The following is an 18,932-nucleotide window of genomic DNA, read 5'->3' on the forward strand; positions in this document are numbered from 1 at the left end:
GCGACACAAAACGCAAAACCCAGTCAAAACCTCCACAGCCAACATCAACTTTCCGCTACTCAGATACTGTTCTGGCACAACCCAAGATTCGGTTGCGCGAGGCAACTTTTCAGACCCATTAGTCACTTCGTAGCAAGACTCGGAATTAGGGTACGCTTACCGAGGCTTTGATACTTTCAAAGCCAATTCATCACGTATTGCCGAAGGACCTTCCATGAAGCTTGGACAACTGCGCGTAGCCGCAGGATTTGCTGCTATTGCCCTTGCGTTAACTGCTTGCAGTTCAACCTCCACTAGCTCTGCATCCAATGCCACTGCAGATAAGGATGCCCGGGTAGTTGTCGCCAACTTCCGCGCACCAGTATCTAATTGGGCCTTGGAAAGCGATGACGCATACGTGCTCTCTATCGCCGGCTGCTTGGAAACTTTGACCAAGTATGACCAGACCGAGAAGAAGGTTGAGCCAATGCTCGCCACTTCTTGGAAGCAGACTTCGGATACTGTGTGGGAGTTTGATCTGCGCAAGAACGTGAAGTTCCAGGACGGCACCGCCTTTGATGCCAAGGCTGTCACCAGCGCAATGAACCACGTCTTGAAAGCTACTGCTCCAGCACGCGCGGTGAATCCAAAGACCATCAAGAAGGTTGAAGCCGTTGATGCCGATACCGTGCGGGTGACCACCCCGGCTGCCGACCCACTGTTGCCTTACCGCATGGCCAGCGTGAACGCAGGCGTGCTCTCCCCGGCGGCATACACCTCCAAGGGCATTGATCCAATGAATCACTGCACTGGTCCTTTTACCCCAGTCTCTGAAAAGTCGGGTCAGTCTTTGACGTTGGACCGCAATGAGAACTATTGGGACGGAGACGTGAAACTGGCCGGTGGCGAGATCCGCTACATCACCGAAGGCGCCACCCGCGCCACTCAGGTGCAGACCGGTGAAGCCGATATCTCCATGTCTATTCCAGCCACTTCCTTAGCTACCTTGGAGGCCGACAGCAAGATCAGTGTGCTCAAGGCTGACTCCCCACGTACCTCGACCTTGTACTTGAACAATTCACGCGCACCTTTCGATGACGTGAACCTGCGCAAGGCAGCGACCATGTCTCTGGATCTTCCAGCGATGGCAGCGAGTATCTATGAAGGGGCAGCCCAGCCTGCCACAGGTCCTTTTGCACCGAGCGAGCCGTGGGCCAACTCTGATTTGGCAGTGCCCGCAGTCAACATCGAAGAAGCTAAGAAGCTTGTTGAGGCCTCCGACTACAAGCAGGACAAGCCTTTGGAGATCATTGCTATCACCGAGCGTGCTGAATTTGCTGGCGTAGGTGCCATCATCCAAGAGCAGTTCAAGCAGATTGGTTTGAAAGCCAACGTGGTGACCAAGTCCTACGGATCTGTAGAGCCTGATGTACTGGCTGGCAAGTACGACATGATCCTCAGCCAGCGTAACCGCATGATTGATATCGCTGACCCTATCGGCTTCCTGCAGGCGGACTACACCTGCGAGGGTGGCTACAACTTGAGCCACTACTGCAACAAGGACTACGACAAACTGATTTCTGAAGCTCTGACAGAAAATGACCAGACCAAGCGCAATGATCTGTACCGTCAGGCTGGCGACATCCTGGCCGAAGACGCAGCCAACGTGTGGTTGGTCAACGAGCAGGCTATCGATGGCGTAGGCAATCAGGTACAGGGCTACGTGCAGGATCCGTTGACCCGCTACGTGCTAACCAAGGATCTAGCGAAGACCAAGTAATTTGTCACCACTAACCACCGTGCTACGCCGAGTTGTAGGACTCGGCGCAGCAGTTCTGCTTTCATCCTTCGCGGTATTCTTGGTCCCGTTTGTCTCGCCGGGGGATCCCGTGCGGTCCTTGCTGCGCGCGCGAATGGATATTGGTGAAGCCGATGAAGCCACAGTGCAGGCCTACGCGGATCAGTTTGGTCTGCATGATCCGATGCTGGTGCAGTTTGGTAGGTGGCTGGGACAGTTCTTTAGCGGGGATATGGGCCTGTCCTACATCAGTGGAACGCCGGTAGCGGATCAGGTGCTACCAGCCATTGGTGTCACGCTATCGCTGGCGGGTACCGCGCTTTTGGTGGCGGTTCTTGTATCAATACTTCTTGGCGTCCTCTCCGCCACCTGTGCCGGGGCGTGGCCCGATAAGCTCATCACTTCGGCGACTCACGCATTGATTGCCATCCCGGAATACGCATTGGCTCCGCTGTTGGTCTTGCTCTTTGCCGTGCGCTGGTCGCTACTACCTTCGGCAGGTTTTGACTCCCCCGCCTCCATGGTGTTGCCAGTCTTCATTCTTTCTTTGCGCCCCATCAGCTTCTTCACCGTCGCGGTGCGCTCCGGTGTGCACCAAGCGGTGGACTCAGAACATGTGCTGGCTGCCCGAGCCCGGGGTCTGAGCCGAACCCAAGCGCTAATCCGCCACGTGATACCTCATGGCTTGCTTCCACTGTGGACCATGGTGGGTGTCTGGTTTGCTGGGTTGCTCGGAGGATCAGTCATTGTGGAAGTCATTTTTGCCATCCCCGGTATGGGCCGATTGATTTTTGACGCCATTACCGATGCGGATATTCCAGTAGCCCAAGGCGGAGTGGTGGTCGTGGTGACCTGCGCGGTATTAGCCACCGGCATCATCGATGTGGTGCACAAGCTCAGTGATCCGAATGTGAGGATTGGTGTTCGACATGGCTAAGAACAATGTCTCCAAGATTCTGCTGTCTGCACCTGCCTTCATCTTGTTAGCTATAGCGCTCGTGACCATCACCGCCTCATGGATCGCTCCCTATGATCCAGATACTCAAAGCTTGGCGGAGCGCTTGCAGAGCCCTTCGTTCTCACACCCTTTGGGCACGGACGCCTTGGGCCGCGACACCCTGAGCCGTGTACTGCACGGCGGGCAGTTCTCACTATCCGTAGCATTGATCACCACCATCTTCTCGCTAGTCGTAGGAACGGTCCTCGGACTGCTCAGTGCCTTGCGCGGCGGGTGGATAGACGAAATGTTCCTGCGCATCAACGACCTGTTGTTGGCGCTACCTGAAATCGTCATCGCATTGCTGATCATCGCGGTAATGGGTCCAGGATTCTTCACCATGGTCCTTTCGGTGGGCGTGGTTTCTTGGACTCCAACAGCACGGCTAGTACGTTCCATGGCTGCGCAAGTCTTGTCTACTCATCACGTAGAAGCATCAAGACACGTAGGCGCCTCACGCTGGTTCATCCTGCGCCACCATGTTCTGCCCTTTGTTGCGGGACCAGTCTTGGCCCAGGCGGCGCTGCGCTTTGGACTGTTGTTGGTTTTGCTCGGTTCCCTGTCTTACCTCGGCATCGGCGTTCAACCACCTCAATCTGACTGGGGTTCCATGTTGGCCGAGGCTCAACCTCACGCCATTCGCTCCCCGTGGGGCATGATCGCTCCGGGCGCTGCAATCTTCCTGGTCAGCTTCTGTGTCACCTTGGTGGGTAACCGAATTACCCACGTACTCGGTAGAGAGGACGTGCTGGCTACGGAGTCCGAGGTGGAAATCCATGACTAAAGAACTTCAGTTCACCGATCTCAGTGTGAGCGCTGGAGAACAATCGTTACTTTCTGAAGCTCGCGGTGCTCTTCGAGCAGGTGAGCTCGTTGCTGTGGTGGGACGTTCAGGTTCAGGCAAGACTCTTTTGACCAAAGCAATCATGGGTCTACTACCCGATCAGTTACGCGCAGAGGGGCAGATTCTCCTTGACGGTCAACGCCTGGATCAGCTCAGCGACAAGGAAATGGACGCTGTGCGTGGTGGGCGGATCAGCATGCTGTTCCAGCAGCCAAAGCGGGTCATGAATCCTCGCATGACCATTCGCGCTCACCTGTTAGAAGCTATGGGCGCTCATGGGTGGGGTAAAGCCAAGGCGCACGAAACGCAAATACTTTCCTTGCTAGAAGAAGTGGGGCTCTCCCCCGCCAAGGACATCGCTGCCAAGCGACCAGATCAACTCTCCGGTGGCATGGCTCAACGTGCCATGTTGGCTATAGCTTTGGCTGGTGACCCGGAGTTCATTCTGGCTGATGAGCCGACCTCCTCGTTAGATTCAATTCTCAAGGCTGAAGTACTGCAACTCTTACGCCATAAGCAGCAAGAGCGCGGCGTAGGTGTCCTTTTCATTACCCACGACATCGCCAGTATCCAACACATTGCCGACCGCGTTGTGGTGGTCAGCGCGGGACAAATTGTTGATCAGTGCCCTACCGCGCAATTGTTCTCTAAAGATCGTCATGCCAAGACGCGTGAGCTTATTGAAGCTAGTCTGCCAATTATCAGGTCGCCTCGTGCCGGCGACTCTGTCTGCCTGTTGGAAGCCGCGGGTGCCAGCAAAAATTACACCCGTCGGGCCAAGGGAAAAGCAGCATTGAATCCAACCACACTGCGCTTGCATAGTGGCCAGGTACTGGGTGTAGTGGGCCGCTCGGGTTCGGGTAAGAGCACGTTCGCTCGATTGCTTGCCGGACTGGAGCAGCCAACTACCGGTCAGATCATCAACCAGCACGATGATGTTCCTACCCAGGTGCAGATCATTGCTCAGGAACCGTTCTCCTCCTTTGATCCGCGGCTAACAATTCGAACCAGCATGAGCGCGGCGGTACACCGACTGTCGGAAGCTGATGGGCGAGAACGCATGAAGCAGGCCGTAACGCAGGTAGGTCTACCCGAAGAACTCTTGGACCGCCGTCCGAGCCAGTGCTCTGGCGGACAGCTGCAACGGCTGGCCATCGCGCGCGCACTATTAACTGAACCTCAGGTATTGATCTGTGATGAATCGACCTCTGCACTGGACTCGGTAGCGCAGCGCCACATCCTTGACCTGTTGCTTGAGTTGCGAGACAAGATGGGGCTAAGCCTCGTTGTCATTTCCCACGACATGGACGTGATCCGCTACGTCAGCGATAACGTCGCAGTCTTCTTTGAAGGTGAACTAGTTGAGCACCGCCGACTGACCGATTTCTTGAATGCTCCCCTACACCAGCACAGCCAAGATCTTGTGGCTGCATTGGACGCTACATCAGCAGTGCGCAAAGTCAGCTAGGTTTTCCAGAACGTAAGAAAAGTCAGATCTCTTGTGCCCTTGAGTAGGGAACGAATAGGTTTGATGGCTATGACCGACAGTTCAAAGAAGATCCCGTCATTCATCCGTTCCGCGTCCGTGCTTGCTCTAGGAACACTTCTGTTCACAGCTGGCTGCACCGCACCCGAGTCGCCCACCGAGGACAGCAACGTGGAAACCCAAGAATCAGCGTCACGGCTGACCAGCATTACCGATTCCGGAAAGCTCAAGGTCTGCACCACCGGTGATTACCGTCCATTCACCTATTTAGATCCGAAGACTAAAGAGTGGTCCGGTATTGATATCGACATGGCTAAGAACCTAGCGAAGTCTCTGGAAGTTGAGGCCGAATTCGTGCAGACCACATGGAAAGATCTGATGCCTGATTTCACTTCCAAGTGCGACATCGCGGTGGGTGGAGTATCGATTTCCCTTGAACGCTCCCAGCAGGCCTACTACAGCGAAGCCACCCTAGATGAGGGTAAGACTCCAATCACCCTGTGTGAAAACGTGGACAAGTACGACACCATCAAAGAAATTAACCAGCCAGGGGTACGGTCCATTACCCCGATCGGTGGAACCAATGAGAAGTTCGCTGACGCGAACTACCCCAAAGGCGAGATCATTCGCTTTAAAGACAACAACAAGATTTTTGATGAGATCATCGCTGGGCGTGCAGACGTGATGACTACTGATGCTTCAGAAACTCGTTGGGTGGCCCATGAGCATCCGGAGCTCTGTGCGGTTCACCCTGATAAGCCGTTCAATTTCTCGCAGAAAGCGTACTTATTACCATTGGGCGATGATCAGTTCCAGGAGTACGTCAATCAGTGGCTGAACATGTCCAAGCATGACGGGACATTGAAGGCTGCTGAAAAGCCTTGGTTCGGATAGCTGGCAGGACCCGTACATCTGCGCAGAAGAAAGTGAAAGTAAAGAAATCCTTACTATCACTTTCTTAGAAAGTGATAGTAAGATAAATCTTACTATCACTTTGGAGGACGTCTTGGTGAAACCTCTCGCTGCAGACCCGATGATCAGCGTCCCTGCCACGACATATCAAGAACTGTCCTGGCAGCCTTCAAATCCCCACATTTTCAGCAATGCTGAAGTGAAGCGGCAAACCGGTACTTACAAGTCAGCTATACCAGCACGCATTGCCGACTGGTCGCCTCAGCCAGAGGACTTGAAGTTCCCCTCGCTGGAAGAAGCCCTGCATGCTCTCCAAGACTTCGACGTGTACTCATTGTTGAAACTAGGCAACGACAGTCCCGAGCTAGGTCCAATGTCCAGTGTTCTACTCAGAACCGAAAGCTCCTCAAGCTCTCAAATTGAGCAGCTAACGACGACAGCTCGCCAGCTTGCGCTGGCAGAACTGAATGAAGGCGATAAGGCGAACGCCCGTACCGTTGTGGGAAACGTCCATGCCATGGAATCTGCACTCCATCTCGCCCAAAACATCAGTCTCGATAGCATTCTCTCAATGCATCAGAGCCTGATGAATCAACAAGCTGGTATGGAAGATGAAGCCGGAAAAATTCGGGACGAGCTCGTCTGGATCGGTGGATCGGATACTGCTGGACCGCGCGGATCCATCTACGTCGCACCGCAACACGAGCAGGTGCGCGATGCCCTAGAAGATCTTGTTGAGTTCATTTCTCGCACCGATCTGCCAGCGATCATTCAAGTGGCAGTAGCTCACGCCCAATTTGAAACTATCCATCCTTTCGTGGACGGAAACGGACGAACGGGACGTGCACTTGTTCATAGCGTGCTCCGCAGCCGCCGTGTTACCCAGTACACCACCGCACCAATCTCAGCGGGAATCTTACGAAATACGAGTGCATACTTTGACGCACTGAAAGCGTTCCGCATAGGAAACGCAGCGCCGATTATTGACACCTTTACCAGCGCGGCAATATTCGCATCCAACACAGGAAAGGATCTGATCGACTCACTTGTCACCCAAATAGATCAATCAGCTACAAAGTTGGCAGGCCTACGTTCCAGTTCAGCTGCCTGGAAAATTCTTCCTCGGCTCATCTCTCAACCAGTAGTGAACTCTCGTTACTTGAAAGATCAGCTTGGTCTAGGCGATGCAACGATTCAACGGGCGCTAAGTCAACTGACCGAACGTGGAGTCTTGGTTGAAAAATCGGGACGCAACCGAAACCGAATCTGGCAACATGGTGGAGTACTTAAAGTGCTCGACGAATATGCAAAGTCGCTTAGACGAGCCGCCGGATCAGCGTGAACGTATGATCTTGACGTTTCCCCGCGAGAGGTAGAAATATGGCTGACCGGCGCAACGGCAATGAACCGTCAGCCGCCTGCAGCGTCGTCGACAACCACCAAGATTTACAGTGGGATATGATTCCCGACGATATTCAAATCGTCGATTCTTAGGGTTGCGCACTTAAGAGCGTGCCTATAAGGATCGACCGAGGTGCGCCGGACGTCCTCGCATTGGTGCAAAACAACGAGCCGCCCTCCTTGCGCCGTCAAAGCAACAAGTTGCAATGCTACTTCCTGCTTCGAATGCCACTGGCGCCGATTCCGCGTGATCTCGATTGCAGGATTTTATTGGAGACGCTAATTCTTAGACTTCCTCGGTATCTGGGCTCAGAGGCTTAGTCACACGTTCACCAGTATCTGAGAATGTATACAAGCGTTCACATTTCTTAAAGTGTACGTACATTCACTTTCTTGATTGTGTACATACATTCACCTATCCTGATGTGTAAATACGTACACAATGGGAGGACTCATGAATCGCGAAGTTTCGACCCAAAAGGAACTTGGATCTTTTGTGTACGACGCGCGGATAAAACTCGGTCTAACTCAAGAGGCCTTGGCTGAACGTGCGGGAGTTTCTCGGAAATGGCTTATAGGACTGGAGCAGGGAGTGCGCACGCGCGCTGAACTCGGCAAAATTCTAGATACCTTTGACGCACTCGGCATTTCAATAAATCTTTCTATCAATACTGAACCTCAAGTCGAGCCATCAGATAATGCTCGGCACCAATCGTTGGCTGACTTCTCTCCCGCTGCGAGGGATGCGCTAAAGAAAGCAACAAATTCAAACCAGTCTTTTCCTCCAAAATTGGCGTCCTCGAACACCAGCCAATCGGCATTCCAGAGCCTGGCCGCTTCGGCACTTGGGGAGTCCTCGTTCCAAAAGTTAGCCAAGGAACTTGGAAACCAGACGGGCTTCCGGAACCTTGCAGCATCACCCCTCTCTGAATCTGCATTCCAGAAGCTTGCCTCGTCAGTGATCACGGCTTCATCCTTGCGGCGTCCCCACCAAAGAGAAGTGACTCATTCAGATGCTTCTACTTTAGATCCTGACGCGAATACTGCTCTGGACATCGAAGAAGAATTTGATCAAACACGTCTCGATGCAGATGCAGGCGATGAGCACGAGAACAGGACTGACGACAACGATTCGAGCCTCCAATGAAAGAACTTCTGACGTTTCTCTACGGGCAACCGGTCGGAATCCTTCAGCAGGACCAATCTGGGAACAGGAAGTTTCGATTCATTCCGCAAGAATCAGGGAGAGCCAGATTATCTTTGACAATACCCTATCGCGAGGCCCCTTACCCGCGCACCATTACAGATCCGTTCATTGAAGGGCTAATTCCAGAAGGTGAAGGTGTCCGCCAGTCATTCGCTGATAACTTTGGCATTTCGGCAAGGAACCCCTTCGCCCTTCTGGAACATATTGGACTTGAGTGCGCCGGTGCCGTGCAGTTCGTACGTCCTGATGAAATTGATGAGTTCCTGGACTCACAAGGCGAGCTTGTGCCTTGCACTGACAAGGAAATCGGTCAGCGCATCAAGGCATTGTCTTCTTCTCCCAAAGGAACTTGGACTGTCCGTCGTGAACGGTGGTCGCTAGCTGGGGCTCAAAGCAAATTTGCGCTGAGATGGCAGAATGGCTGGCATGAAGCCACAGGCAGCGAACCGACAACTCACATTTTCAAGCCAGGAATCCAAGATTTTCGCGATCAAGCACTCAATGAGCATCTTTGTCTCAAGGCACTAGGACTCATGGGGCTGCAAGTTGCAGAAACCAATTTCATGCAGTTCGACGGGCAATCTGCGATTGTCGTCAAACGGTACGATCGGCTCTTTGATGAAAACAACGTCTATCGAATCCATCAAGAGGACTTCTGTCAGGCCACTTCGACGCTACCCATAAATAAGTACGAGTCGAGCAAAGGACCCAGCGCACTAAAAATCATTATGACCCTTCGGCAAGCTCGCGCTCCTGAAACTGAAGTTCAAAAGTTCGTTGAAGGCCTCATTGGAAATTACCTTTTAGGCGCTCCTGATGCACATGCCAAAAACTACTCAATATTGCATCTTCCGGATGGCGGTATACAACTGGCGCCGTTCTACGACATTGCATCTGGATTACCCTACGAGCACGTCAACGCTGACGGTTTTCCGCAAAAAAAGGATGGGTTACGGAAGGCCGCTATGTCTATCGGCAGCGAGCGGCAGTTCGGGCGAGTCTCATCAAAACATTGGTCAAGATTTGCTCGTGAGGCACGGATCGATGAGGAGTGGTTACGGATGACAGTGCGTACGATGACGTACGCACTGCCCGTAGCGTTGGCACAAGTTCTCGAAAATGAATCAGAAACCATCGGTGACAGTGAGCTGCCGGGCAAACTTTATCCAAAAGTCGAGCATCTATGTGCAACAACTCAAACTCTTCTAAACCGCGACTTGTGACCCTCTAGATACAAAGAAGCTACCGCTTTCGTTTGTCAATGAAAGAGGTAGCTTCTTGGTATCTAAATCAGAGGTCTTCCAGCCCTAGTTCTGCCAGAAAGGGTAGTCCGTGTAACCGACAGGGCCCTCGGTGTAGAAGGTCGCGAAGTCTGGTTCGTTCAGAGGAAGCTCTTCCTTCCAACGACGCACCAAGTCCGGGTTAGCAATCGCTGCGCGGCCCACTACAACAGCTTCGCCCAAGCCTTCAGAAGCCACGCGAGCAGCTTCCTCGTAGGTGGTAATTTCACCAAAGCCGGTGTTCAGCATAACTGGGCCGCCGAAAGCCTTACGGATGGACTGAACCAATTCGCCAGCTGGATCATGGTGCAGGATGCTCAGGCTGGATAGACCCAGTGGTGCAATACCTTCAGCCAGTGCCGTGTAGGTGGCAAGAACATCTGCAGCATCAGTTTCGATAACGCTCTGGATGTTGTGCGAAGGGGAAATACGCAGGCTGGTCTTTTCGGCACCGATGGCGTTAGCTACCGCGGTGACAACCTCGATCACAAAGCGTGCGCGGTTCTCTGGCAAACCACCGTAGTTATCGGTGCGGGTGTTGGAGGTTGGAGCCAAGAACTCGTGCAACAGGTAACCGTTGGCACCGTGGAGCTCTACACCGTCAAAGCCAGCAGCAATAGCATTGCGGGAAGCAGCAACAAACTCTTCAAGGATGCGTGGCAACTCTTCGGTTTCCAGCGCGTGTGGAACCGGGTAGTCGTACTTACCGGTGTAGGTGCGAGTCTCGCCCTCAACGGCAATAGCACTTGGTGCCTCAACGTAGTCAACACCGGTGGTTTCTGGGTGGGTGACGCGTCCTGCGTGCATCACCTGAGCGACAATGAGACCGCCTTCTCCGTGCACAGCGTCGGTGACCTTCTTCCAGCCAGCAACCTGTTCTTCCGTCACCAGTCCTGGCTGACGCACGAAGCCCTGGCCAGCGAAGCTTGGGTAGGTTCCTTCAGAAACAATCAGTCCAAGGGATGCGCGTTGACGGTAATACTCAACAACGTCAGCGTTGGGCACGCCGTCCTTGCCTGAGCGGGATCGGGTCAATGGTGCCATGACCAATCGGTTGGACAGCTTAAGGTCGCCGAGCTCTAGTGGGGAGAACAGATCCATGGGGTGGGACTCCTGAAGTGGAATTGGAAAATTGCAGTTGCATAGGACAACGAGCGAATCCGAGAATCTATTCCACACATTCAAAAAATATGAGCTGGATCATTTTTCGGTGAACAACTTCGCCCGGCGAAGAAGTCCTCAATGCGCTTAGGATTGTCCTATCTGGATGACCCGGCGGGTAACGCGGTTCATGAAGGTTTCATCATGCGTAGACAGCGCCACCGCTCCCCCACGATCCAGCACCGATGCGATCACCTCTTGGAGTACTGCTTCGCCAGCTTCATCTAGCGCTTCCGTCGGTTCATCAAGGAGCAGAATCTGCGGTTCATGGATCAGCACGGTGGCTAGGGCGACCAGCCTGCGTGCCGAAGCCGGCAACTCGTAGGGATGAGTCTGCGCGTAGGATTCAAGGCCGAGTTGCGCGAGAACTTCCGGAACTCGATCTCGCCCGGAACTCTTCTTTGGAATTCCAAAGGAAACTTCTCTAAGGACGGTACGTTCAAAGAGTTGGTCAGAAGAATTCTGCAGCAATAGCCCAGATTCCCCTGACAGTGTCAGCGTTCCAGCATTTGGTTTCAGTAAGCCCGCAATTGCCTTGAGCACAGTCGTTTTACCCGAGCCGTTGGCACCAGCCAGCCCAAGGCATTCGCCCGCACGGAGCTGAAGGTTCACGTTACGCACCGCAGGCCCAGATGAACCAGGATATGACAGCTGCACAGTGTCCAGCTCCAGTAAGATCTGTGCGTCTATAGCCACCGGTCGGTGATGCAGCGACGGCGCTGTGCGCTGAAGAAGTTCCGCAGCGGAAACGCGGTGTAAAGTCCCCTGGTTTAGTCGCCAAAGATCATCCGCGTCTTCAGCCCAGATCCCTACCGAATCAACAAGCACCACAAGTGCCGTTCCGTTGGCACGAAGCAGATCGATCATCGCAGAGACCACCTGCGTAGCCCGCTTATCCAGACCAGCTAGTGGCTCATCCAAGACAAGGACATCCGGTTCACTCATTGCTAAAGAAGCTAAGGCAACCAGACGCTCCTGGCCACCGGAGAGTTGTTGTGGGTGGCGTTCGAGCAGGTGCTCAAGATAAAGCTTCTGCGCAAGGTCGTTGACTCGCTGAAGCATCTGCTCTCTGGGCATTCCTGCATTTTCCAAACAGAAGGCCAGCTCTTCAGCAACGGTGCCACGAATGCCCGATAAGTAGTGTCCTGAGTCTTGTGGCAGAAGGCCTACATGCTTCGCCCATTGAGCGACATCGATGCGCGGCGTGGAAGACGAAGAGAATTCAATCTGAGTTTCGTCTACCTTGATAGATCCGATTAGTTCGTCCATGCCGTGGCGTGGAAGTAAGCCTGCCAGGATGGCGCCGATCGTTGATTTCCCGGAGCCCGAATGTCCTGCAATGACCGTGAGGGAACCTGGGTGTACATCCAGCTGAATGTCATGCAGGACTGCAGCGTGATTATCCAGATAGGTGAAGCTGTGTAGGTCCATCCCCAGTACTGCGGTGGACTGTTCGGAGAGTTTTCGGTCCATGATTACTGGCTCCCCACGAGTGTAATCGCCAAGATGAGTACCGGCCCAAGCACTGCACACACCAGAGCAGCCCAACGAATGCCACGTTGAACCGATGAGTCAGGAACAGTACGCAAACGCGTGCGTGGTCCGGATGCAGGGAATCCGCGTGCCGACAAATGAACCGCACGGTCTTGGGCATCCTGCATGGAAGCAAGAACCAGCGGAACCGCTCGTAGCCGCACGCGTTGGAACCAGCCGATGATCCCTCGGCCAATTCCCACCTTGCGTAGCTGCTGCGCTTCACCGATCTGGTGTTGTTTCTCCCCCATTTGCGGCAGCAAGAACAACGTGGCCGCCAACAAATATCCCAGCTGCGGAGGAACCGGAGATAAGTCAATGGCAGCTACCAGCTGATGCTTATCAATGAGCAATCCACACAGCAGACCAACTACGACCAGGACTGCCGTACGCAGGCCCAAAGACAAAGCCACTTCAAGCCCGTGGACGGTAATGCGCATAGGCCCCCACTGTGCAATGGCAGGTGCGGGATCTCTGGATATTAATCCATGAATCAACAGCAGGGAAAGGAACGTTGGCAGTAGCATGGCGCCGCTAAGGACAGCCAACTTCTTCAGGTCTCCCGCCCATCCCGATATGAGCAGGCACAGGCCTATGACGGTGCAGCTCAGCCACCATTGGCTAGCGGCAGTCGTCACGGTAATGACGGCTACGGCAACAGCCAGAATGGTGAACGGGTGAAGACTAATGGTGCGGGACATGGGGTATCGACTACTTGCTGACGCGCTTTCCCAAGACGCTGTAGCGACGCACAAAGGCGAAGCTACCACTCAAGCGCTTTGGCAACGCATACACCAGTATGGCTGCAACCAGAAAGACCACAGCCTTATCTCCAGGGTCAGAAATCAGCGCCTGCTTGGTCACTGCTGAAAGCAGTGAATCACCCATGGAACTAAACGCAGCGACCAGTGCACCGGTACCAACACCCGACGTGCCACCGTAAACGAAGGTTGCTACTGGCGACGAGACCACACCAACCAACACACCGGCAATAACGCCAGCAATAGGTGCCAAGTAGATGCGACGCAGTGCGCCAAAGCGTGCAGCGGTTCCGGCAAGGAAACCTACAAGTGCTGCACCGGCTGCGAAAGGCAGAACGGTGGGAGCGAACAGCGACCAGACCAAGGTACTCAGTACACCAGTGGCAGCTCCGGCGCGGCGGCCGGCAAGGAAACCAACGATGACCGTACCGATGGAGTCAATGTACAGAGGAATCATTACCGAACCAACGAACTGACCAAGAATGATGTTCAGGACCAAGGCGACTGGAATCAGAGTCAAAGTGGAAACAGGGAGATCAGACAACACGGCTAGCAAGAGCAGAATCGCTGCTACCAGGTAGGCAGCAAAGGTACCTAGGGCAACGCCCTGTCCTAAGCCTTCAACGATTCCCATTGGCTGAGTGGTGATCAAGGTAATATAGGTGGCCACGAGGATGACGGTTCCGGCAATGGCCATGATCCGGCGGCGAAGGGTTTGCGACGAAGTTTCTTCGGGCAAGAGAAGATTTGATGACATGATGAAGCAGTCCTGAGGTACGGGTATGACTGCGCACCAAAGTTCATGCTGGCGCGCGCGAGCTGCGGGTCTATGTCACCTCGACCCAATTGACAATTCTAGCTGACCATTCTGAACGGCTAAGAGTCCGTGGCTACTTTACGAGCCAGAGCGCCTAGGCCCCTTACCAATTCTTCAAAGCCGGCTTGTGGGTCATTGTGCGAGACCACGTGCGCATTCGCTGGTTTACCCCATAGCCCACGGAAGTCCGCAATGGTGGTTCCAAATAGTAATTGTGATTCTGTCTCGACATCGATAGTCGCAGGACGTGTTTCGTAATCAAGGGTCCCGGCAGCAACACCGGCGGCAAAGTAATCATGGACGTGAGCAATGTAGCCCTGGTCGTAGTGCCGATGGAACTCAAAGTAGAAACGTAAAGCATCAGAAAGGTAGCGCACTAACGGACTAGAAGCCTTGCTGAGCGTTCCTTCGGCGTCACTGGCCAGAACTAATTCTGGTTCATCGCAGCCTGCTTCCTCGGCCAGTTTGGTTAGGAACTCGGGCTGCATCTCGAAACGTTCTGTCGTATCCAACGAGCAGACGATAGGTAGCTTCTCGGATTCAAGACCTTGTTCAGCTGCAGTAGTGTAAGCGGCAAAAACTTCCTTTGCCGCATGGGGGTCTACGTGAGTGTTCCACTCGGCGGTGGGCGTGGTGTTGCCTTGGTAGTAGAAGGCGCCGCCCATGATGACCACTTTGCGAAGCAGACACGGCAGCTTGGGTTCGCGGCGCAGCGCCAGAGCGAAGTTGGTCAGGGGTGCCGTGAGGAGAACTGTCAGTTCCCCGGGATTCGCACGCGCCGCTTTGATCCAATAGTCAGCTGCGTCATTGCTTGCCGATGGACCTGAGCCAGGATCTGGAAGCGTTGCGTAACCGACGCCCTGAGAGCCATGGGTCTCAGGGGTTGTCACCAATGGAATTTCGAGTGGCTCGCGTGCGCCGATGAGTACCGGAACCTCTGGCTTTCCACAGAGGTTGAGCAGTGCGCGGTTATTGGCCGCGACCTGCTCAACGTCGACGTTGCCTGGGGTGCTGGTTACCGCTTCGATCTGCACATGGTCAAGCGAGCAGAGGTAGGCCAAGGCAAGAGCATCGTCGATCCCGGTGTCATTGTCGACTACTATTCGCTCCACCCTCATTCGTTGTTCCCCGCTTCTATTGAGTTTCGTTGATGCCTAAAAGTGATCAACTCCCGCTTTCCAGGATTTCGCATTGTTCGCTGACAGCACCGCTGACGTGCCCGCCGTTGTACGCTTCGGCGCACTCAACGGCCAATCTGTCCTGCGCCAACCGACCGGTTGGATACACGCTGATCACGTGTGCAACTTCTACGCAGTTCCACAGCCATGGAAGGATAAATTTTCAACGGCTGGCGATAGCGTTCTTTCGCAGCGTAAGGAAGTCATAAAGCGCCGTGTCAATAGCACTTTCGAAGCGTAGCTCAAATCTAACGACATTGATCTGTTCCATATTTTCACCTGGCATATGAGTCTCTACCGCGTCGTCAACGTGGGCACGCCCTAGGTAGAAGTATTCCTTTGCCTCTGCATCGTTCTTCATCACGAAAACATGAAGCGTAACCTCGTTGTTGGCGATCAAACGCAGTTCTTTGTTCTTTAGAGTTCTTTTAGACTTTGAGTACCAACGCATATGAGTTGAGTCAACAAGTTCATCCTCATAGGCCATACTGGCCGAAATCATTTCGGATTTTTCGAGTTTCACAAATATAGGACAAACCATATTTTCATAATCTGTCTTGTAGCCAAACAACGTCGAAACCCAGGTGCGAGGTAGCCCCAGTAGTCGTGTAACCTCCTTAGACGAATACTGGCTACCGGTCACGAAAGGATCCCCAGAGATGTATCGGGATTCTGCAATTGCAGCACCTGTGCGAACTAGATCGTCAACTTGATCAGCAAACACGGGGTTATTCTTGTAAGCATTCAAGAAATTAGGTTCCGCAATAACGACATCGTTTCTCAGCTCCCCTAACGGTCGACCGTACTTGTTCTTGTCAACTATGTTGTGAGTCTCGAGTGTCAAAGTATGAGCTGCACTCGTCAGTTCTCGATCTGACACATTGAGCCCTAAAGCGGACAGTTTACTTTTGACTTTTCCTAAGGGAGCGACTCCGTCTCCTAACAATTCCTTTACAAGTACAAACTCATGAATTCTTTTAGCAGGTAATATTTCGCGAGAAAGCATCCTTAATGCAGACAATTCATATTCGTCGAGAAAATGATCAACTTTCAAAATTTTTTGGACCAGTAAAGGATAGCTACCTTCTCTCGTTGCCAACAGAACAGGGTCAACTGACTCAAAACGATAAAAATCATACAATTTTGGGACTCGGCCCAACCGATCCTGCATATCTTGCATAGCTTTTAACAAGTTCCGATGATTGTCCAGCTTCGTGTTCCGAATTGAATCGAGAACCCTTTGGTGGGAAATCTTGTCAAAATGTACGCTCGATAAGCCAGCCATAGCTCCAGCTTGCTCGGTAGCGATTAGCTTCTCCTTGAGCGATTCCTTGTTCAAAGATTCGTCGCCAAAGAGAGCAATGGGAATCATGTAGTTGTTGGCATAATTTCCAATGAAGTCGATAACAACGAGATAATCCTTCATCGGTGCTTTGCGAAGTCCACGACCGAGCTGCTGGACGAAGACAATTGCTGATTGCGTTTGCCGCAGCATCACAACTTGATTCAAAGCCGGGATGTCCACGCCTTCGTTGAAGATATCCACTGTGAGAATGTAGTCGAGTTCGCCAGATTCCAGCTGAGCGACAACGTGCTCGCGACGTTCTACAGAGTCGTCTCCACTTAGGTTGGTCGTTCGCAGTTGTCTTCCACGCAGCTGTTGCTTATTGAGAGCAGCTGATAGCGCACTTGCTTCATCGTTACGGGAACAGAAAATTAGACCTTTGGGTTTGGTACCCGCCTGGCCGTACTTCTTTAAAGCATCAATTACGTGATGTACTCGATCAGGCGTTACCAAGTGCGAAAGATCATCCGAACTTTCACGGATGGAACCATCGTCAAGTGTCACGTCCGCTATCCCGTAGTAATGGAACGGGCTAAGCATGTTCTCTTCCAGAGCATGGTTCAGGCGGATCTCATAAGGCACGTTGTAGTCAAAGAATTCGAATACGTTGAACCCGTCGCTACGCTCAGGAGTGGCGGTTAGACCCAGGAGGAATTTAGGTTCCAGATAGCCGAGGACTTTCTTGTAGGTCGGCGAACCAACTCGGTGGGCTTCGTCAACAATGACATAGTCAAAAGCGTCAGGTTCAATCGCCTGCAACACCGAATATTGAGACAGGGTCTGTACTGTGGCGAAAACATATTTTCGGTCACTCTGTTTGGAGGCTCCTGCTAGCTTGCCGAACTGCTCCGGATCACCTCCAATAACACGGCGGTACTCCTTGATCGTCTTATCCAGGATCTGCTCGCGGTGAACAACAAACAAGAACCGCTCCGGGTGGGCAGCTCGCACCTCAAGTGCCGACAGTATTGTTTTTCCTGTGCCAGTTGCCGAAATGACAATGGCCTTCGTTTCTCCGCTGTGGCGAACCTTCTCCAATGCTTTGAGTGCTTCTGACTGCATCTGGTTGGGCAGAATCGGCATGAGCTGGTCAGCCCAGTTGATGTCGCCACCTAGTCCACTGGATTCGGTAAGCCCTGCTGCGACTTCATCAATGATCTGTTCGTCCGATTGCTCTAGTTTCTTGGCAATTTCGATTCTCTTGCGCGGTGGGGGTGGGGTGTATTGCGCTGCGTAGAGATCGATCCATTCTTGGCTCAGCGATTGAGATTCAGCGAGTTGGTTGCCGGCAAGGTTAGCCAACTGACCGGCCAAGTCACTGTCGTTCGCTGCCGTAACTTTAAGATTCCACTCATGATTCTTGACGATGGCGTTGCCCGTAAGATTTGAGCTTCCAATCATTGCCGTAACCACATCGGCTGACCTAAAAATGTAGCCCTTGGGGTGGAATGCGTCAGCGTTGTGGATTCGGACATCAATGCCGAGGCTCGTCAGGTTCAGTAACTCGCTGAAGGCAGACGGCGAGTTGAATCCCAGATAGTCCGAGGTGACGATCGTGCCGCGGCCCGAAAACTCCACGAGCTCTTGCTTGAGCATTGCGATCGCGTTAGGTGTCACGAAGGCGACTGAGAAAATGAACTCATCGCATCGTGCTAGCTCTTCGCGCAGAATACGAAGAACCGTATTGCCGTCCGCGTTGAGGACTACACGTGGATGGTGGTGGCGACGAGACTGTTTCTTGCCGTCCAAAAAACCATAGGTGACATCTCCGGAAAGCCCACCGGTGAATGAGATATCCAGGCTGGAGGACATCAGGCCGCCTTAATGAGTTCAACGGCGGGGATATCAGCAGGAGCCCATTCCAAGGTGTCCAGCTCGCCGCGCTTTAGCCACTTTGTAGCTTCGTGCTCCGTCAGCTGCGGTTCCCCTTCAACTAATTCGCAATAGAAGGTCGTCAGAGTCACGATCCCGAAATCATATTCATGAGTCGTGCTGGTAACTTCATCGGCTACCTCCACGGTGCAGAGTAGCTCTTCTTGGATTTCACGTTCGAGTGCCTGGCGAGGAGTTTCGCCGGCTTCGATTTTGCCGCCTGGGAACTCCCACATGCCACCGAGGCTGCCCCCAAGACCGCGCTGCGCGCAAAGGATCTCATCGTTTCGAACGATTACGGCCCCGACAACGTTGATCTGCTTCTTCAACCCAATTCCCCACTGACGTATACATTAATCGA

The 18,932-nt window shown here is 53.2% G+C and carries 15 protein-coding genes; 8 read left to right on the forward strand and 7 right to left on the reverse strand.

From position 1 onward, the window contains the following. The first annotated feature begins 214 nt into the window (after positions 1-214). The 8 genes from FJV47_RS11270 (at position 215) to FJV47_RS11305 (ending at position 9,847) form a co-directional block, all read left to right on the forward strand. Positions 215-1,759, forward strand: coding sequence for an ABC transporter substrate-binding protein (locus FJV47_RS11270; RefSeq protein WP_159612965.1), 1,545 nt, complete (start codon positions 215-217; stop codon positions 1,757-1,759). Position 1,760: 1 nt separating this feature from the next. Continuing rightward, positions 1,761-2,714 carry an ABC transporter permease gene (locus FJV47_RS11275; protein WP_159612967.1) on the forward strand — a complete coding sequence of 318 codons (954 nt, stop codon included), beginning with the start codon at positions 1,761-1,763 and terminating at the stop codon, positions 2,712-2,714. Next, positions 2,707-3,558 carry an ABC transporter permease gene (locus FJV47_RS11280; RefSeq protein ID WP_235026425.1) on the forward strand — a complete coding sequence of 284 codons (852 nt, stop codon included), beginning with the start codon at positions 2,707-2,709 and terminating at the stop codon, positions 3,556-3,558. Before FJV47_RS11275 ends, FJV47_RS11280 begins: the two co-directional genes overlap by 8 nt. After that, complete coding sequence (locus FJV47_RS11285; RefSeq protein ID WP_159612971.1) at positions 3,551-5,086, forward strand: ABC transporter ATP-binding protein; 1,536 nt, start codon at positions 3,551-3,553, stop codon at positions 5,084-5,086. Before FJV47_RS11280 ends, FJV47_RS11285 begins: the two co-directional genes overlap by 8 nt. Before the next feature lie 69 nt (positions 5,087-5,155). After that, on the forward strand, positions 5,156-5,998 hold the full coding sequence (locus tag FJV47_RS11290; RefSeq protein WP_159612973.1) for a transporter substrate-binding domain-containing protein: 843 nt from the start codon (positions 5,156-5,158) through the stop codon (positions 5,996-5,998). 115 nt (positions 5,999-6,113) lie between these two features. Further along, positions 6,114-7,358: a Fic family protein gene (locus tag FJV47_RS11295; protein ID WP_235026426.1), complete on the forward strand. Its 1,245-nt coding sequence runs from the start codon at positions 6,114-6,116 to the stop codon at positions 7,356-7,358. A gap of 513 nt (positions 7,359-7,871) precedes the next feature. Further along, entirely contained in the window at positions 7,872-8,564 is a 693-nt protein-coding gene (locus tag FJV47_RS11300) for a helix-turn-helix domain-containing protein (protein WP_159612975.1), read from the forward strand. After that, positions 8,561-9,847, forward strand: coding sequence for a type II toxin-antitoxin system HipA family toxin (locus tag FJV47_RS11305; protein ID WP_159612977.1), 1,287 nt, complete (start codon positions 8,561-8,563; stop codon positions 9,845-9,847). The genes FJV47_RS11300 and FJV47_RS11305 overlap by 4 nt, the downstream gene beginning before the upstream one ends. An 84-nt stretch (positions 9,848-9,931) precedes the next feature. On the opposite strand, the gene FJV47_RS11310 is transcribed toward FJV47_RS11305, so the two are convergent. The 7 genes from FJV47_RS11310 to FJV47_RS11340 all read right to left on the reverse strand — a co-directional run bounded on the left by FJV47_RS11310 (position 9,932) and on the right by FJV47_RS11340 (position 18,900). Then, positions 9,932-11,005, reverse strand: coding sequence for an alkene reductase (locus tag FJV47_RS11310; RefSeq protein WP_159612979.1), 1,074 nt, complete (start codon positions 11,003-11,005; stop codon positions 9,932-9,934). A 147-nt stretch (positions 11,006-11,152) separates the two neighbouring features. Beyond that, on the reverse strand, positions 11,153-12,538 hold the full coding sequence (locus FJV47_RS11315; protein WP_159612981.1) for an ABC transporter ATP-binding protein: 1,386 nt from the start codon (positions 12,536-12,538) through the stop codon (positions 11,153-11,155). A gap of 2 nt (positions 12,539-12,540) precedes the next feature. Beyond that, a complete protein-coding gene (locus tag FJV47_RS11320; RefSeq protein WP_159612983.1) occupies positions 12,541-13,299 on the reverse strand; it encodes an energy-coupling factor transporter transmembrane protein EcfT in 759 nt (252 codons plus the stop codon). A gap of 10 nt (positions 13,300-13,309) precedes the next feature. Continuing rightward, positions 13,310-14,116 carry an ECF transporter S component gene (locus FJV47_RS11325; protein ID WP_200831993.1) on the reverse strand — a complete coding sequence of 269 codons (807 nt, stop codon included), beginning with the start codon at positions 14,114-14,116 and terminating at the stop codon, positions 13,310-13,312. Positions 14,117-14,235: 119 nt separating this feature from the next. After that, complete coding sequence (locus FJV47_RS11330; RefSeq protein ID WP_200831994.1) at positions 14,236-15,288, reverse strand: nucleoside hydrolase; 1,053 nt, start codon at positions 15,286-15,288, stop codon at positions 14,236-14,238. Between the two features lie 229 nt (positions 15,289-15,517). Continuing rightward, on the reverse strand, positions 15,518-18,511 hold the full coding sequence (locus FJV47_RS11335) for a DUF3427 domain-containing protein (protein WP_235026427.1): 2,994 nt from the start codon (positions 18,509-18,511) through the stop codon (positions 15,518-15,520). Beyond that, a complete protein-coding gene (locus FJV47_RS11340; protein WP_159612988.1) occupies positions 18,511-18,900 on the reverse strand; it encodes a (deoxy)nucleoside triphosphate pyrophosphohydrolase in 390 nt (129 codons plus the stop codon). Before FJV47_RS11340 ends, FJV47_RS11335 begins: the two co-directional genes overlap by 1 nt. Positions 18,901-18,932 lie beyond the last annotated feature (32 nt).

Source organism: Glutamicibacter sp. JC586 (assembly GCF_009805585.1).
Lineage (GTDB): Bacteria > Actinomycetota > Actinomycetes > Actinomycetales > Micrococcaceae > Glutamicibacter.

Coding starts and splice junctions, on each gene's coding strand:
- FJV47_RS11305 (WP_159612977.1), top strand. CDS start 8,561: ATGAAAGAACTTCTGACGTTTCTCTACGGGCAACCGGTCGGAATCCTT.
- FJV47_RS11310 (WP_159612979.1), bottom strand. CDS start 11,005: ATGGATCTGTTCTCCCCACTAGAGCTCGGCGACCTTAAGCTGTCCAAC.
- FJV47_RS11335 (WP_235026427.1), bottom strand. CDS start 18,511: ATGTCCTCCAGCCTGGATATCTCATTCACCGGTGGGCTTTCCGGAGAT.
- FJV47_RS11280 (WP_235026425.1), top strand. CDS start 2,707: ATGGCTAAGAACAATGTCTCCAAGATTCTGCTGTCTGCACCTGCCTTC.
- FJV47_RS11270 (WP_159612965.1), top strand. CDS start 215: ATGAAGCTTGGACAACTGCGCGTAGCCGCAGGATTTGCTGCTATTGCC.
- FJV47_RS11315 (WP_159612981.1), bottom strand. CDS start 12,538: ATGGACCGAAAACTCTCCGAACAGTCCACCGCAGTACTGGGGATGGAC.
- FJV47_RS11320 (WP_159612983.1), bottom strand. CDS start 13,299: ATGTCCCGCACCATTAGTCTTCACCCGTTCACCATTCTGGCTGTTGCC.
- FJV47_RS11300 (WP_159612975.1), top strand. CDS start 7,872: ATGAATCGCGAAGTTTCGACCCAAAAGGAACTTGGATCTTTTGTGTAC.
- FJV47_RS11325 (WP_200831993.1), bottom strand. CDS start 14,116: ATGTCATCAAATCTTCTCTTGCCCGAAGAAACTTCGTCGCAAACCCTT.
- FJV47_RS11285 (WP_159612971.1), top strand. CDS start 3,551: ATGACTAAAGAACTTCAGTTCACCGATCTCAGTGTGAGCGCTGGAGAA.
- FJV47_RS11290 (WP_159612973.1), top strand. CDS start 5,156: ATGACCGACAGTTCAAAGAAGATCCCGTCATTCATCCGTTCCGCGTCC.